This is a genomic window from Plantactinospora solaniradicis (assembly GCF_042658085.1).
Taxonomy (GTDB): Bacteria; Actinomycetota; Actinomycetes; order Mycobacteriales; family Micromonosporaceae; genus Plantactinospora; species Plantactinospora solaniradicis.
This window is the reverse complement of sequence record NZ_JBHSPR010000029.1, coordinates 110818-125511: the sequence shown is the minus strand read 5'-3', so window position 1 is coordinate 125511 and position 14694 is coordinate 110818. Positions and strand designations below refer to the sequence as shown.

Annotated in this window: 12 protein-coding genes and 2 pseudogenes; 8 read left to right on the top strand and 6 right to left on the bottom strand. The window is 65.4% G+C overall.

The window, feature by feature from the left end; genetic code table 11:
- Positions 1-3 precede the first annotated feature (3 nt).
- Entirely contained in the window at positions 4-246 is a 243-nt protein-coding gene (locus tag ACFP2T_RS28400; protein ID WP_377427027.1) for a hypothetical protein, read from the bottom strand.
- Between ACFP2T_RS28400 and ACFP2T_RS28395 the strand changes: the two are divergent.
- Positions 139-502 (top strand): annotated as a pseudogene (locus ACFP2T_RS28395) (cyclic-phosphate processing receiver domain-containing protein). The gene ACFP2T_RS28400 and the pseudogene ACFP2T_RS28395 sit on opposite strands and share 108 nt — an antisense overlap.
- 722 nt (positions 503-1224) lie before the next feature.
- On the opposite strand, the gene ACFP2T_RS28390 reads toward ACFP2T_RS28395, so the two are convergent.
- Positions 1225-1776, bottom strand: a complete 552-nt coding sequence (locus ACFP2T_RS28390) for a DUF4240 domain-containing protein (RefSeq protein ID WP_377426857.1) — start codon at positions 1774-1776, stop codon at positions 1225-1227.
- A 169-nt stretch (positions 1777-1945) separates the two neighbouring features.
- Here ACFP2T_RS28390 and ACFP2T_RS28385 point away from each other — a divergent pair, with 169 nt between their 5' ends.
- Positions 1946-2431: a hypothetical protein gene (locus ACFP2T_RS28385; protein WP_377426855.1), complete on the top strand. Its 486-nt coding sequence runs from the start codon at positions 1946-1948 to the stop codon at positions 2429-2431.
- Positions 2432-2578: 147 nt separating this feature from the next.
- On the opposite strand, the gene ACFP2T_RS28380 is transcribed toward ACFP2T_RS28385, so the two are convergent.
- A complete protein-coding gene (locus ACFP2T_RS28380) occupies positions 2579-2992 on the bottom strand; it encodes a low temperature requirement protein A (RefSeq protein WP_377426853.1) in 414 nt (137 codons plus the stop codon).
- Between the two features lie 249 nt (positions 2993-3241).
- On the opposite strand from ACFP2T_RS28380, the gene ACFP2T_RS28375 reads away from it, so the two are divergent.
- Positions 3242-4144, top strand: a complete 903-nt coding sequence (locus ACFP2T_RS28375) for an FG-GAP repeat domain-containing protein (RefSeq protein ID WP_377426851.1) — start codon at positions 3242-3244, stop codon at positions 4142-4144.
- Between the two features lie 55 nt (positions 4145-4199).
- A complete protein-coding gene (locus ACFP2T_RS28370) occupies positions 4200-4745 on the top strand; it encodes an FG-GAP repeat domain-containing protein (RefSeq protein WP_377427012.1) in 546 nt (181 codons plus the stop codon).
- Between the two features lie 1078 nt (positions 4746-5823).
- Here ACFP2T_RS28370 and ACFP2T_RS28365 read toward each other — a convergent pair.
- Positions 5824-8646 carry an AfsR/SARP family transcriptional regulator gene (locus tag ACFP2T_RS28365; protein ID WP_377426849.1) on the bottom strand — a complete coding sequence of 941 codons (2823 nt, stop codon included), beginning with the start codon at positions 8644-8646 and terminating at the stop codon, positions 5824-5826.
- Between the two features lie 307 nt (positions 8647-8953).
- On the opposite strand from ACFP2T_RS28365, the pseudogene ACFP2T_RS28360 reads away from it, so the two are divergent.
- Together ACFP2T_RS28360 and ACFP2T_RS28355 are read left to right on the top strand one after the other, a co-directional pair.
- Positions 8954-9283, top strand: a pseudogene (locus ACFP2T_RS28360) (IS110 family transposase); the annotation flags it as partial.
- A 188-nt stretch (positions 9284-9471) separates the two neighbouring features.
- Positions 9472-10377, top strand: a complete 906-nt coding sequence (locus ACFP2T_RS28355) for a LysR family transcriptional regulator (RefSeq protein WP_377426846.1) — start codon at positions 9472-9474, stop codon at positions 10375-10377.
- An 816-nt stretch (positions 10378-11193) separates the two neighbouring features.
- On the opposite strand, the gene ACFP2T_RS28350 is transcribed toward ACFP2T_RS28355, so the two are convergent.
- Together ACFP2T_RS28350 and ACFP2T_RS28345 are read right to left on the bottom strand one after the other, a co-directional pair.
- Positions 11194-11694: a DUF1905 domain-containing protein gene (locus ACFP2T_RS28350; protein ID WP_377427010.1), complete on the bottom strand. Its 501-nt coding sequence runs from the start codon at positions 11692-11694 to the stop codon at positions 11194-11196.
- 7 nt (positions 11695-11701) lie between these two features.
- A complete protein-coding gene (locus ACFP2T_RS28345; protein ID WP_377426844.1) occupies positions 11702-12085 on the bottom strand; it encodes a VOC family protein in 384 nt (127 codons plus the stop codon).
- Between the two features lie 63 nt (positions 12086-12148).
- On the opposite strand from ACFP2T_RS28345, the gene ACFP2T_RS28340 reads away from it, so the two are divergent.
- Together ACFP2T_RS28340 and ACFP2T_RS28335 are read left to right on the top strand one after the other, a co-directional pair.
- Complete coding sequence (locus tag ACFP2T_RS28340; RefSeq protein ID WP_377426842.1) at positions 12149-13528, top strand: IS110 family RNA-guided transposase; 1380 nt, start codon at positions 12149-12151, stop codon at positions 13526-13528.
- Positions 13529-13673: 145 nt separating this feature from the next.
- Complete coding sequence (locus ACFP2T_RS28335; RefSeq protein ID WP_377426840.1) at positions 13674-14681, top strand: GNAT family N-acetyltransferase; 1008 nt, start codon at positions 13674-13676, stop codon at positions 14679-14681.
- Positions 14682-14694 lie beyond the last annotated feature (13 nt).

The window sequence follows — 14694 nt, the reverse complement described above, 5'->3', positions numbered from 1 at the left end:
GCACTACTTTCGGCAGTTCCGGATGCCGACCGAACCGGTGGACGGCCACGGAAGGTGGCGGCTCTGGCCGAGCTGAACGCGCCCGGTCGGCGGCAAATCCGGATGTCGGATCATGACGGTGTCAGGCATCATCATCGCGTGGATGCCCGCCGAACGATCGTCCTGGTCGATGACCTCCGTTCGTTCGTGGATGGCCGTAGCGCCGAGGTGGCCCGCACCAGCACCGCCGGAGCTGAACTCCTCCATCGGTACCGGGACCGGCGCCTGGACGAGCTCTGGCTGGACCACGACCTAGGCGGAAACGACACGATCTGGCCGGTCGTGGAGGTCCTGGAACGGGCGGCCTTTGACAGGCGCCCCTTTGACGTCGGAGTCATCAACGTCCACTCCGCCAACCCGGCCGGCGCCGCAAGGATCGCCCAGGTCTTACGGCACTGGGGGAAATCGCGTCCACGTCGCGTCGGGCTCCACGGACGTCGGCTATCTCGGCGACCCCGCCTGAGTCGACCGGCTCGAGCGCGCCGCGCGACGGCCGTCACACTCGGGCGGCGGCATGAGCGGATACGTGATCATGCGCGATAGACCCTGATTCGTTGCAGTCCAACGCCACCAAAGCGCCAGCACCCAGAAACGGACTCCCCGAGAATCCACGGCAGGTCTCCACTGGACGTGTCGGGCACCTCAACTCAGCCGCTCACTAGTCTGCCGCCTCAGTGTCATCCTGCGTTTCCTCGGATCGGTTTTTCCGCTCGCGGGGCCGGTATAGCCCAACGCCACGCTAGGCCCTCCCCTGTAGAGGAAGGAGAGTGTCACGATTCGAACCAAGATCGGTACCGGCCGTATAGTCGGCGAGTCCGACCGTACGGTGGCCCTCCCATCGCGTTGCGTCTCTTCCTGACGCGACCACAGGTTGTACATTCGACCGCGCGAGGCCACCGAGCGGTGCTCCCGCCTGGCCAGAGCCACGACAGGATGCCCCGCCCAGTTCGAGACCGAGCCGGCTGGGACAGGTGCTGGACGTCAATCGAGACCGGAGGCTGGCCACAAAGCGTGACGACTCCGGCCAGCGCGAAGCGCGTGGACTGCGGCATGAGCGCGCAGTCGATCTGGCGGTGTTGATCGTCCTGAGGCTCGGGTCGGCAGACTATGTGTCGATGCTGTTCGGACGCCAGACGTCTCATGCCGCAACGTCCTGTGATGGGTCGGTTGTTCGGCAGGGTTCTGCTATGCCTCGGCCGGCTGGTAATAGAGCTCGGTGAGGCGTGGCAGGCGTCGGCGCATCTCGGCCTCGTCGTCGAAGTCGAAGTCCCAGTCGGGGTCGAGTTGCGGATACCGAATTGCGAAAGCGTCGGACGGTAGTTCTTGCCCGGTTGCTGTCAGGTGCGCGTTCCACGCGGCGCCGAGCATGTCTTCACCCCACAGGTCCTCGCCTTCTGCGGCGGCCTGGGTCACGGTGGGGTGGCTGGCGAGGCTGTCCGGGTCGGCGAGTGCTTGGTGAAATGCGGTTTGTCCCTGAGCGATGAGCCAGCCACGGAAGTAGTCGAAGCCGTCGTCGGAGGCGCCACCGTTGATCACGTAGGCGGCCGCCCAGAGATCGGCCCGGTACGACTGGGCAAGCAGATCCCACAGCGGCTGGGCAAAGGCGACGATCTCAGTGGGTTCGTGTTGGCCAAGCAGTGCGACCAGGCGTTGTGCCACCTCGTTGGCGTCCACGACAGCCTCGTCCGACTCACTTCGCGACTGTTCGACCAGGCGCCACACGTCATCGGTGTCCACGATCGACGAGTGTCGCACGCGCCGCCGCTCACGTCGTGCGACGGCCTCGCATTCCAGCTCGTCGGCGTACGTGGAGCGGCGAGTGGTTTTCGGTATCACTACGTTCCGTAGCACGCTGCTCGCGGCAGATCGGGATGCCGGTGGCGGGACCTCGGGGGATCATCGTCTGGTGAGTGACCTGCTGTGGGACGACGTGAAGCAGTGGTTCGACCCGGTTGGGAACGGTAGTGCCCCGGACGTGATCGTGGCGGATACGACGTTGGCCCATTGGCAGCTCGTCTTTGATTTGATCCGCTCGCGCGGATGGTTGTGCCGGTGCGAGCGCGGTGACCGGGAGACTGCTGTACCGGAATCTGCGGCCGATCTGTTTGCGGCCGAGGACCGTGAGGAGAGGACGCTGTTGACGGTGTGGCCCGATCCCGACCTGGAGTGGATGGTCCGGCCGTGGGCCGTGGAGGAGATCCTCAGCGACGTGGATCTCTATCAGATCCAGGGACAGGAGCGGCTCGATGCGTTCTGCCGGTTCCTGCGTACGCTGGGTGATGCGCTCCGGAAGGACGTCTTCGTGTACGGCGAAGGCGACAACATTTACCCACCGATGATGACCTATGGGGCGGCAGTCGGCCGCGTTGCCTTCCTGGCCGGCCCTTGGTGAGAGCATCGAACGGCCGGGCTTCCGCCCGCATTCTGTGAGGGAACCCGCGACGGGCAGACCGTATGCAGCGTGCCTGCTTCGCCGAGCGGCGCACCCGACCGGCGGCAGAGGCGGATGTCGAATCATGAACCGTGGCCGGGCGGCGGCTCACGGCGCTGTGTGCGCCAAGGGACGACGGATGTGGTGAATCGTCCGGTGCTCGACTGGCGCTCGACGTGGGATGGGCGGGACGCCTCTGGTGTCAGCGTCGGCATGCTGCTCGGCCGGCTCGCACGCCAGCCCGATGCCGCCCTGTGGGACGAGCTCGAAGACCGGGGTCGGGGCAGCAGGCGAGGCGATGTCGAAGTACGCCCACCACAGGAACGCCACGACGACGAAACCGAGTGCGGAGCCGCCGAGGACGGACCAGGTGATCGGGTGCTCGTCGCTGAAACCGCGACTGGTTCCGATCGAGATGATCGTTTCGCCGAGTGCGATGAGCATGATCAGGCTGTGTCGCTCCGACCAGGTCGCGTCCGAGATCCGCGACCTCGTCCAACGCCTGGCTGCGGAGAACCACACCTGGGGGACGCAGTTGATGGTGGATTACCCCGATGGCGGTAACTCCTCCGCGTCGGGCCCTGGGCCTGCATCCGAAAGCGGCGGGACGAGCCTGTTCGTGGCCCTCCAGGAACTGCCTCGGATTTTCCCTTCCATGCGACCGGCTGGTACCCACCCGACAAAGTCAAACTAGGGCAACGCCTTAAGGCGTGCTTGCAGAAACATTGCAGCCGCGCCCAACCGTCTCTGGGGCATTGATGTCAGCCAACGATGCGGCTATGTTCGAATTCGGCGGGCCTATACGCCAGGTCCCGCGAAGGGGCTTCTCGGATGACAGGAGAGGTGGGACAAGCATGCCCATCGAAAGACGCAGGAAAACGCGTCCGGAGTACGCTAAGGAGGCTATCAATCCTACTGGCTGTCGCAGTGCTCGCGCTTACTTTCGCGCCTTCTCCAGCACACGCGACCATCGCTGACAAGCACAACGATCTCACCAGCGATGGAATCAGCGATATCATGGCGACCAACTTGCCTAACGATTGCCTGTACCGCTGGTCGGGTAACGGATCCGGCGGAATCCGAACCGCAGATCAGCTGGGTTGCGGCTGGAGGCCGTACCAACTTGCCGCGCCAGGCGACATCAACAGCGATGGCATAGGCGACATCGTCGGGATTAGTGAAGGCGGATATCGGCTTCCGTGCAGCAACTCATCCAGTATCCTCTCGAAGATAGGAGATCTAATGCAATTCAAACGAATGACCTTCGGTAGTGTCTCGGCCATCGCCCCTAAAGCTTGGAGGACCTTAATGGGTGGCTTTTCTCGCAGGTCAATTGCACTTGCTACTGCATTAACAATCGGCGCATCTTTGACTGCGGTATTCACTGCCGGCCCAGCATTCGCCCAATGCTCGATATACGCAAACGTCCCCTTCAAAAGCGGATCGCTCATCACTGCAGGCGGGGGAGTGTCAGGCTGCAGTGGGTCGTGGAGTGTCTTCCTGGAACGGCAGAGGATTTACGGTTGGCAGACGCTGATGACTGTCCGCATTCCGTCCGGCGGTGGCGCCGGTGTTCTCCGCTACAACTGCTCAGGAACTGGCACCCACACATACCGGACGTTGACTACCGGTTTAGCTGACATCCGTTCCGGGACATTCCGAACGTCCTGCTAAAAATTAGCTCGGATACAACCCGGATGGATGCCTATATCGATGGACAGGAAATGGCATCGGCAGTTTTAACTCGGCATCGAAGATCGCTTGCAACTGGGGAGATTACTACGGTGCCCTTGTCGGTGCGGGCGATCTTAACAACGACCGCGACGGCGACATTGTCGCTGTCAGCAGGTCCGGAGGATTCGGCTCCGGGTGCCTCTACCAGTGGCTTGGCAACGGCAGCGGCGGCTTCGGCTCTACCACACAGATCGGCTGTGGCTGGGCGCCCTACCAGCACGGCTTGACCGGCATTGGCGACCTCAACGGAGACGGGAACGCCGATCTCGTCTCGATCCATAACGACTGCCTATATCGGTGGTACGGCAACGGCGGCTTCGGGTCTACATCCACCTCGAGTTGCGGCGGCTGGAACGATTACGACGCGCATATCGCCGGTATGGGCGACCTCGACCGCGATGGAATTGGGGACCTGCTCGGCTATACTTATGTCGGCGGCGACTGGTGCCTCTATCGATGGTCCGGTAACGGCAGTGGCGGGCTGAAGGGTGCTGTACGGCTCGGATGCGGCGGTTGGGGGGACTACGGACTGGCGCGTTGACCGGAATCGCCGGCGGCTTTCCCTAATGCAACGCCAGTCAACGCCGGCGATGGATGTGACGCGGATATGAAGGCGGCCACCGCAGTGATCAACGATGGCCCGTGAGGGCACTCGAAGATCGCTCGGTGGCCGTCGTCATAGCGTAAACCTCGCGGGCAGGTGGTCATTCTGAAAGTCGTTGGCGGTGATTCGCGTCTATCACTCCAACCATACTTGCTGAATTCGCTGCCCTCGTAGGTAGTGGCTCACGTTAGCCCGGTACTGGTGGCGACGGCGTCACCACGGCCCTCGATAGACGTGGTCAAATGATCGGACCCGGGTGATCAGGTGTGCCAGGAGACGACGGACCTCGCCCAAGGTGAGTGGGATGAGCCGGTCCCCATCGGGTTCACAGCCCCTCTTTCGGCGTGTGCGGCAGTGACGGCGAGGTGGGCGTGGGCGCGCATAACCAGCTGTGAGCTGGGGTTTCGTCGGAGTACGGCACCGTCGTGGTCATGGTCTCCCGACTCATCCATCTGGTCACGATCCGCCTGTTCGACGCTCTGCCCTTCACAGTCCGCAGCAATCGCGCACTCCCCGCTGGGGCCACAAAGAATTGAGGGCGAGCTGCTCGGGCTGGGCCAGCGCGCCGGCATCGGCGGCGGCCCCGGTGGTCGGATTGCCGAGCTGTCGGATCCGGCGGCGTCGCCAGTAACGGCTCCCTGCGACGGAGGTGTTTTGCGTCATGCTCGTGTCTCGCGTCATCCACTGTTGCCGGGCGGTCCGATCGGGCCTACGGGCTCGCGGGACGAGAACGCTATCGAGTACTGCCAGCTGCGGCTTGCTCGTGTCCACCGGCGGCGGGGCAGGGCGCCCGAGGTGTTGCTCCCAGCGAACCACATTTCCTGGCACTTAGCGCAGGCACGCCAACCGACTGGCGGTTGAACCTACTCCCGCCGCCGATGTACAGGGTGTAGGCCGAACCTCCGGATGATGCGTAGGCGCCACCGAGCGACAGCGGCGTGCCAGGCGGAGAGCTTGACCAGTTCCCGAACCGCCAGGCGTAGGTTGCGTCCGGTGTCATCGCAACGGCGTCGGCTCAGGCGGAGGTCCGCTGACGAAGCCGGCCCTGTACGTCCGTCACCTCCGGGCCTTCGAGACCGGGCAACAGGTCGAGGCCCCGCTGCCAAGCACGCCGGGCTGCCTCAGTTTCTCCGATGGCCTGGCACGCGTCGCCGAGGAAGGTTAGAGTGTCTGCTTCGTACAGGCTGTTGCCGTTTTTCCGGAACAACGCTAGCGCGCGTTGGTAGCACAAGATCGCCTGTTGGTGGTCGCCCGCCCGGCGGTGGCACGCCCCGAGTGTGTCCCACACGTGCGCCTCACCGGTGTCGTCCCCGAGCCCTTCATAGCCGCGCAGCGCCCGCTCCCCGTACGCGAGCGCCTCTTGGTAGTTACCCAGGCGGGTATGAGCCCATGCGATCGCATGGTACGTCTCGAACTGTCCGGCGCGATGGCCGATGTCCTCGTAAATCTCCCGGCTCCGTTCCAGGTAGCGGACACTTTCGGCGAATTCCCCCCGTCTCTGATGACGCCAGCCGAAACCGATGTAGGTGTCCGCCACGCCGAGCGGGTCTTCCATCTCGGTGGAAATGACGAGCGCCGTGCGCAGATGTGCCTCGGCCCGGTCGTGTTGGCCCTGGCGGGTCTCGACTCTAGCCAGTCCACGGTGGAGGTGTGCCTGGCCGGCTCGGTCCTCACTGTGGTCGCCGTCACGCACGCAGCGCCGGGCGGCCTCCAATGCCAGTCGCTGCAGGGCGGAGCTGTCGGGCCAGCGCACCCGACGGGTGAGGGTGGTCCGAAGGGTCCAGCCGAGCCGCCAAGTGTGCGAGTCGAAGCCATGAGCCGCGGCATCTCGGACCGTCGCTACCAGTACCGCGCACTCAGCCTGATACCAGCCGAGGGCCGCCTGCGGGTCGGCGAACTTCTCCACGGTCACCCCGGGGAGTGCCGTCTCGGGCACTGGCGGCAGACGCTGGGAAACCAGCAGCAACGCTGCGGAGCATGCGCTGTGCACATAGTGGTCGAACAGCCGGTGCCGCGCCGTCCTTCGCTCGGCTGTCGAATCGACGGAGCCGGTCATCTCAACCGCGTACTCGTGTAACAGGTCGTGCAGTAGGTAGCGGCCGGGTAGGTGGTGCGTGATCATGTTGGCCCGAATGAGCTCGGCCACAAGCCGCCGGGCACGGTGGACCGGCACACCGATGAGGCTCGCCACCGCAGGAACGGCGATGTCGGCGCCCGGATGGAGGCCCAACAGCCGAAACAGGCGGGCCGCCTGCTCGCTGAGGGTACGATAGGACCAGGACAGTACCGTTCGGACATTGGTGGAGGGGTCGCCGCCGTCTAGGACGTCTAGGGCATTTCGGCTCGCGCGCAGTTCGTCGCGCGTCGACGCGAGCGAGAAGTCGGGATGGGCGACGGCTCGAGCGGCGATGATCGCCAAGGCGAGGGGAAGCCGAGCGCACTGCTCGATGACCTCGTCCACGATCTGCGGATCGGCGGCCATACGTTCGGGCCCCAGGCGCCGGGTCAGCATCTCGTGTGCGCTCCGGACGGACAGCAGGTCCAGCGCGATCGGGTGGGCGCCCTCCACCACAACCAGACTGGTCAACTGGTTCCTGCTGGTCACTACCACGGCACACCCGGGCGTCCCTGGTAGCAGCGGCCGGACCTGCTCGGAGTCGCGGGCGTTGTCCAGGACCACCAGCATCCGCCGGCCTGCCAGGTGACTGCGGTACAAGGCCGCCCGCGCATCCAATCCGCCCGGCCGCTGCTCCGGCGAGACCCCCAGGCCGGTCAGCAGGTCGTCCAGGGCATCGGCCGGTGTGATCGACGCCCACTCTTCGTCGAACCCGTGGAGGTTCAGATATAGCTGCCCGTCCGGGAACCGATCGGCCACCCGGTGTGCCCAGTGCACGGCTAGCGCGGTCTTCCCGACCCCGGCCGTGCCGGTGACGACGCCAGCCGCGCACCCCCCGGCATTCGCGACCATCGCGTCCAACCGGGCCAGTTCATGGTCTCGACCGAGAAGATCCGGTACCTGCAAGGGCAACTGCGCGGGCACGGTCCCACTTTGCGCGTTCCTGGCCGTCGATCCGGGACTCCCGCCCGTCGGTCTGGATTCGTCGCTGCCGTCGGATTCACCCCGCAGAATCGCCTGGTGCAGCCGCTGCAACTCGGCGCCGGGTTCGATGCCGAGCTGGTCGACCAGCGACTTCCTGGTGGCGGTGTAGCAATCCAATGCGCCGGTCGGGTGCCCTGCAGCCCGCAACGTCCGCATCAGCACCAACGCCACCGACTCTTCGACCGGATGGTCCGCCAACACAGCGGTCAGTGGCCCGACCAGCGGGGCGGCTCGTCCGAGTCGCAGCTCCGCCTCCGCCCACCCGACCACCGCATCCAGGTACTGTCGCTGCCATCCCCGCCGCGCCTGTTCCACCCAGTCACCGGACAGGTCCCCAAGTGGCGTACCCCGCCACAGGTCGAGCGCCTGCCGGAGCAACACCGCTCGGTCCTCGTCAATAGCGCCCGGCTCCCGGGACCGTGCGACGAGTTCGGTGAACCGGTGCAGGTCCACGCGGTCCACTGCGATGTCCAGAAGGTAACCGCGGGCGCGGCGGAGCAGTCTTACCGGTTCATCCGCGTCGAGGGTGGCGAAAACAGCACGAAGCCGGGCGACGTAGACGTACAACGCCTGACGCGCCCGGGCCGGCGAATCCTGCCCCCAGACCCGATGGATAAGCAGATCCGCGAGCAGCGGGCGACCGGCGTCCACTGCCAGGGCCGCCAGCACGGCACGCTGCCGAGGGCCGCCCATTTCCACGAGTTTTCCTGAGACTCGGACCTCCAACTGGCCCAGCAACCGTATCTCCATGAGACCCCCGAATGGCAACGGATGACCGGCGCCAGAAAGGCGTTGGCCGTCCATTGCACACAGGACAACCGTACGACACTCCCGTATCCGTCCTGGGGCACCGGCCAAGTGCGAACCTCCGCCGATGGTGGCCGATCTCGCGACTCTCATCGCGCTGAGGGTCCAAGCGCGGGCCAGCATCCCAGCTACATGCCTCGATACCAGATCATCAAGCACGACCGCCCCTCGGACATTGACGCAGGCGCGTCAATGGGGGCGACATCGTTCGGTTGACTGGCGTTGTTGACGGTCAGGCATTTTCGGCACCGGTCCCGCCACGGCCACCGCCTCGATCATCGTGTCCTGTCGGAAACTCGTTACACCACAGCAGTGGACCACGACACCGGAAGGGGTCTCCGATGGGCTGGTGCTCGTACGAGCCAGGTCAGGAGGAGCGGTGCGGATCGGGATCGAAACCGGCCGTGACACGCGCGTGCAGACGCTGGGCGCGGCGGAGTATCAGGTGTATGCGATCAACCCGATGTCGGTGGCGCGGTATCGGGAACGGCATTCCACCTCTGATGCAAAGTCCGACGCCGGGGATACCCACGTGCTGGCGGAGATCGCGCGCCTGGACCATGCCCATCACCGGCGGTCCGGGCAGGGTGCGGTTCCAGAGCGCGACCCGGTGGCCGGTGGGGACGGGCGATGACCGCACCCATAAGTCCGGTACCGAGAACCGCGCTCTCTGCCATGGCCGCCACGCTAAGGCACCGAAAGTGATGCGACCAACGAATGTTCATCATGAGACTGATGCGTAGCTAGCATGGCAGCATGGAAACCCAGCTTCTCAAGGTTTTCCAGACAGTGGCGCGTTACCGATCGATAACCGCCGCCGCCCGTCAACTGCGCTTCACCCAATCGGCGGTCTCGCGGCAGATCGCGGCACTCGAAGCGGAGGTCGGGGTACGGGTCTTCGATCGGCTGCCGCGCGGCGTGGCCCTCACCGAAGAGGGGCGCATCCTGCTGCCGCACGCGGAGGCGGTGCTCGACCGGCTCACCGCCGCCCAGCGCGACCTCGATGCGCTACGCGGTCTTGGCAATGGCCGGCTGCGAGTCGGCGCGTTCCCGACCGCCGTCGCCGCGCTGGTGCCCCGTGCCCTGGCATCGTTCCGCGCCACGTATCCGCAGGTGGCGCTGTCGCTAGTCGAAGGCATGACCCCTACCCTGCTCGACCGCCTGGTCACCGGGGACGCCGACGTCGCGGTGGTGAGTTCATCGCCGACCGGCCCCATCGACTCCGGCCGCTTCAACCTGCACCACCTACTCGACGAGCGACTACTGGTGGCGGTCGCCCGCAGACACAAGCTGGCCGATCGGGGCACGGTACGGCTGGCCGACCTCGCCGACGACCCGTTCGTCGTCGGCTCCGCCACGGCCGAAGAGACGCTGCTGAGGGCCAGCCTGCCCACCGGCTTTCACCCAAAGATCGACATCGTGGCGGCGGAGTGGATCGGCAAGCTCGGCTGCGTCGCGGCCGGACTCGGCGTCGCGCTCGTCCCCGCCCTGGCCGTACGGGGCACGCCGGCCGACATAGCGCTGCTGCGCCTACACCGCGACGACGAATCCGTCCGTCAGGTCTTCGCCGCCACCGTCGCCGGTCGGGCGCGACCTCCAGCGATCACCCGATTCCTCGCCCATCTCGACGAGGCTGCCGGCGGCTTCGACGAGCGTCGCTGACTTAAGGCCAACCCTGCGGCTGTGGTTGCGTGGGTACCGCTGGTGCCGTCTTTGCCTCCAACCGTGCCCGGATCTTGCCCAGGCCTTGGCTGTTCAAGACCAGAGGCAAATGTAGCCGACGTCTCACAACTCGCCACGGGCCTCTTGGTAGCCGTACAGGGTGGCTGCCTATTGGCGCAGGCGTACCGCGACGTCACACCAAGGGCTTCCGCGATCGACATGGCCCTAGCGCATCTTCACACGCTACACAACAAGTGGAATGCGGCAGCATGAATGCTACTCGGGAAGCCCTGTCGTCTCTGCTTACCTGGAATACCCTACCGCCGCAGCACGAAGAACCTGCATGACCTTTTCCGCCGGCACCTCACAGGGTCTGAGGATTGGCCCCTCAGAGGTGATCCAGACGTTCGCACCGAGTTGCTCGGTGGCGCCGAGTCGCTCCGCGTTTATGGAGACCACTTTGCCTCCTGCGCGAGTAGTACGCGTAACGCCCCAAGCTCGTCCAGCTACCTCCGCACGCGTCCAACCCTCTGGGATCGCTCTCAGCAGCGTGTCGAGCTCCCGGTCCCGTCCCCCGTCCATCGCCAGATCCTCCTGTCGGGCGCCGGTAGCTCACAAGCCGGCCGGAACCGGATGGTGTCACCTGAGTATCAGCAAGCGCATGCACACCGACGCCTACACCCCAAACGGGCGGTCGGGGATTATATGGATCGCTGCCTCCGGGAAAGCGCCTTCGCCGTCAATGCCAACGTCCTGGCCTGAAGATCCGACGACGGGTCGTCAGCATCTTGCCAGCCCAGACAAGCCGACCCCACCTCAAGTATCCGACCTGGTCGTCGACGGGCCCGCCGTTAGTATCGGATGCGTCACCAATCCCATCACCGACCTCTTCAGCCGCGCTGTCCCTCTCGCGCCAGGTGAACACCTGCGCCAGCACCCGCGGGTGAACCCGTAGTCAAGGCGACGCGGAGGCAACTGACCGAGACCAACGGCCTGATCAACGAATACTCCCAGGTGGCGCTGGTCGGACCAACTTTCCGAGCGGTACAGGACGTGCACGATGTCGTGGAGGGCAATCTCCTCGTTCTTGCGCATCAAGTCCCGCAGCGGCAGCACGTAGCCGCCGTCCTTGGGAAACAACGAGGTCCGCCATCGGCTCCGCCCGAGCCGAACCCCGACAGGCACCATGCCCCAGCCACACGTGACCGCCGACGCCAACTGGCGCACGACGTCGGCGCACGCCGAAGGCACCGTCACGAAGTGGTACGGGGACGGCCCTCGCCATTCCCACACCACGCCCTCGAACTTGCACTCCATCACGGCATCAGGCGACGCAGAACTCATTGCCCTCGGGGTCCTGCATGACGACGTGTCCCAAGGCGTCGTCGTACCACTCCTCCCGGACCACCGTCGCGCCAGCGGCTACCAACTCGGGCACCTGCTGCCGGATCAGCCGTACACGCTCGTCCATATCCCATGGGCCTGGACCCGCCACCCGGACGTCGATATGCATCCGGTTCTTGGCGGACTTGCCCTCGGGTACCTTCAGGAAACCAATCGCGGGCCCCCTGCCATTCGGGTCCACGACCGACGCGTTGTCGGGCTCATCGAAACCGGACTCCTTGACGTACCCGAGAGCGAACGCCCAGAAGGCGGCGAGCCGCTGAGGATCGTCGGCATCGCACCCCAAGGTCCAATAGGTCGCCATGGCGCCAACGTACTTGAGCCAAGATGCGCTGTCATCGGCTGCTTGTTTCATTGCGGTAGGACCGTGGCCCGGCCAGGCTTTGGTCCAGGCGCCCGGGCTGTCGCTCTCTTTTCGGCTGCCCACGCTGGTCGTGTGGCTCTCATTTGGCCTGCGCAGTCCCGGGCGCCGCCAGGGCGGGGAGAGGCTCGAGAGGGGTTTGCACTGCTCGAAGCAGCGTTGCCCTCCCGGCTCGACAACCAGGTGAATCGAGCATCGGAGGACACGTTGAAGGTCACGTCGGATCGTGTGGTCATCGGGATGGACCCGCACAAGCGCTCTGCCACGATCGAGGTCATGGCCGGCGACGAGACCGTTGTCGGCGGGGGTCGCTACGACACCAACTACGCTGGCTACACGGCGATGAGGAAGTACGCCAACCGATGGCCGAACCGGGTGTGGGCGATCGAAGGCTGCCAGGGCATCGGCCGGCACATCGCCAACCGGCTACTCGCCGATGGGGAGCAGGTCGTCGACGTCCCGCCGAAGCTATCCGCCAGGGCGCGGGTGTTCGCCACCGGCCAGGGTCGCAAGACCGACGCCACCGACGCCCATTCCATCGCGCTGGTCGGCACCCGGATGGCCGGGCTGCGTCCGGTCGTCAACGATGAGCAGCTCGCCTTGCTGCGAATCCTCGTCGACCGCCGGCGATCGCTTGGTGAGGACCACACCCGGATGGTCTCCCAGCTACACCAACTGTTGCTGGAGCTCATTCCGGGCGGGGCGAAGAAGAACCTGTCCGCCGCCCAGGCCAAAGCACTGCTGGCCACAGTCCGGCCCCGTGACGTGGTCGGCAAGGCCCGGCGCCGGGTCGCCGCAGAGCTGATCGGTGACCTCGAACGCATCTACCGGCGCTCCAAGGATGCTGACAAGGAACTGCGGGACCTGGTGGCCTCCACCGGGACCACGTTGATGGACCTGCACGGCATCGGGCCATCCGGCGCCGCCCGGCTGCTGGTCGAGGCCGGCGACATCACCCGGTTCCCGAACCGGGCTCACTTCGGCTCCTGGAACGGCACCGCTCCCATCGACGCGTCCTCCGGCGAGCAGGTACGCCACCGGCTCTCCCGTGCCGGGAACCGGCAGATCAACCGAGTCCTGCACATCATGGCCACCGTCCAGCTACGCAACCCCACCGAAGGGCGTGCGTACTTTGATCGGAAGAAAGCCGCCGGGAAGACGTCGATGGAAGCGATGCGAGCGTTGAAACGACGCCTGTCCGACATCGTCTACCGATGCATGATCGACGATGCAACGGCTACCACGGTGACGGGCCCGGGAGGACAACGGGAGACGACTACTGACTCCAGCGTGACCAGCTCACATCCCCATGCCGGCTCTTCGGAGAAGTCACTTCCCGGACCCGCCGCCAGTCAGCCTAGAACACTGCTCCCGACCAGCGCTTGACAGAGAGGGGTGCCATGATCGTGCGCCACACGCCAGCGGGCCGTCACCCTGCGTAGCTCGTAGACGACCTGTCGCCGCGCGTGCTCTGCGGCAGATCCGTGCGTTCCTGTCCCGCGTCCTGACGGGTGAAGGGTGAGAATGACGTGTGATCCGTCGAGTACCGGCAGCCGACGTTCAACTCTTCGATCGCGCGTCGCGTAGGTTCGGAGCAGCGGCTGGCGGCGGCGGCCAGGCGTTCCTAGGGAGTCCAGGTGCTCTGGCCTTCGTGGCCTCCCACGGTGCGGAGATCGTCGGGTGGTGCTGGGGCTATCACCTGATCCGGCCCGACACCTCCTCGATGCTCTACCTCCACCGACTGGAGGTAGCGCCGGAGCACCGCCGGCTGGGAATCGGTCGGGCACTGTTACACGCGTTCATGTCAGCCGGTGCACAGGCCGGTGCTACCCGGATGTTCCTGACTACGGGCGAGACAAATGCCCCTGCCCGGACACTGTACGAGTCACTGGGCGGCGGTCTGGCCGCACAAGGCCCCACGGTCAACTACTGGTTCCTGTTGAATCCAGACGCAACGGCGTCGGCCCGCCCCGCCTCGGGGCCGAAAGCCGTGCAGACCTCTGTGTGTCAAGCCTTGCTCCTCACCGGCGTCGCCGGGGTTGGAAAGTCAACCGTGGCAGACGCGATCGGAGGTGTTCTCACCGAAGCGGGCCACGCCACGGCCGTCGTTGACACAGACATGCTGGCCCAGTTCGGGCCGTCTCCAAGCGTGAGCCCCCCGGGCGGTCGATTCTATGACGAACTCAAGTGCCTCAACCTGGCGTCGGTATGGGCGAACTTCAGGGCCGCCGGCGCACGGTTTCTCATTGCCGCTACCGTCATCGACAGCCAGGCCCAGCGGGAACAGTACGCGGAGAGTCTCGCGGGCTGTGACGTCTGTCTGGTCAGGCTGATCGCGGACGTCGACACCGTCCGCAACCGCCTGCGCCAACGAGACACGGGATCAAAGCTTGAGCAGCACCTGAGGGCGTTGGACGAGCACCGGCCCATACCTACCGAAGCCCTCGTTGAGGACTTCACAGTCACGAATGACCGTACTCCCGCCGAGGTCGCCACTGAGATTCTTGTCCGCGCAAGCTGGATGGATGAGGTCAACTGACGCTTCGCCGATC

Coding starts and splice junctions, on each gene's coding strand:
- ACFP2T_RS28350 (WP_377427010.1), bottom strand. CDS start 11,694: ATGGAGTGCAAGTTCGAGGGCGTGGTGTGGGAATGGCGAGGGCCGTCC.
- ACFP2T_RS28400 (WP_377427027.1), bottom strand. CDS start 246: ATGGAGGAGTTCAGCTCCGGCGGTGCTGGTGCGGGCCACCTCGGCGCT.
- ACFP2T_RS28345 (WP_377426844.1), bottom strand. CDS start 12,085: ATGGCGACCTATTGGACCTTGGGGTGCGATGCCGACGATCCTCAGCGG.
- ACFP2T_RS28375 (WP_377426851.1), top strand. CDS start 3,242: ATGCGGCTATGTTCGAATTCGGCGGGCCTATACGCCAGGTCCCGCGAA.
- ACFP2T_RS28355 (WP_377426846.1), top strand. CDS start 9,472: ATGGAAACCCAGCTTCTCAAGGTTTTCCAGACAGTGGCGCGTTACCGA.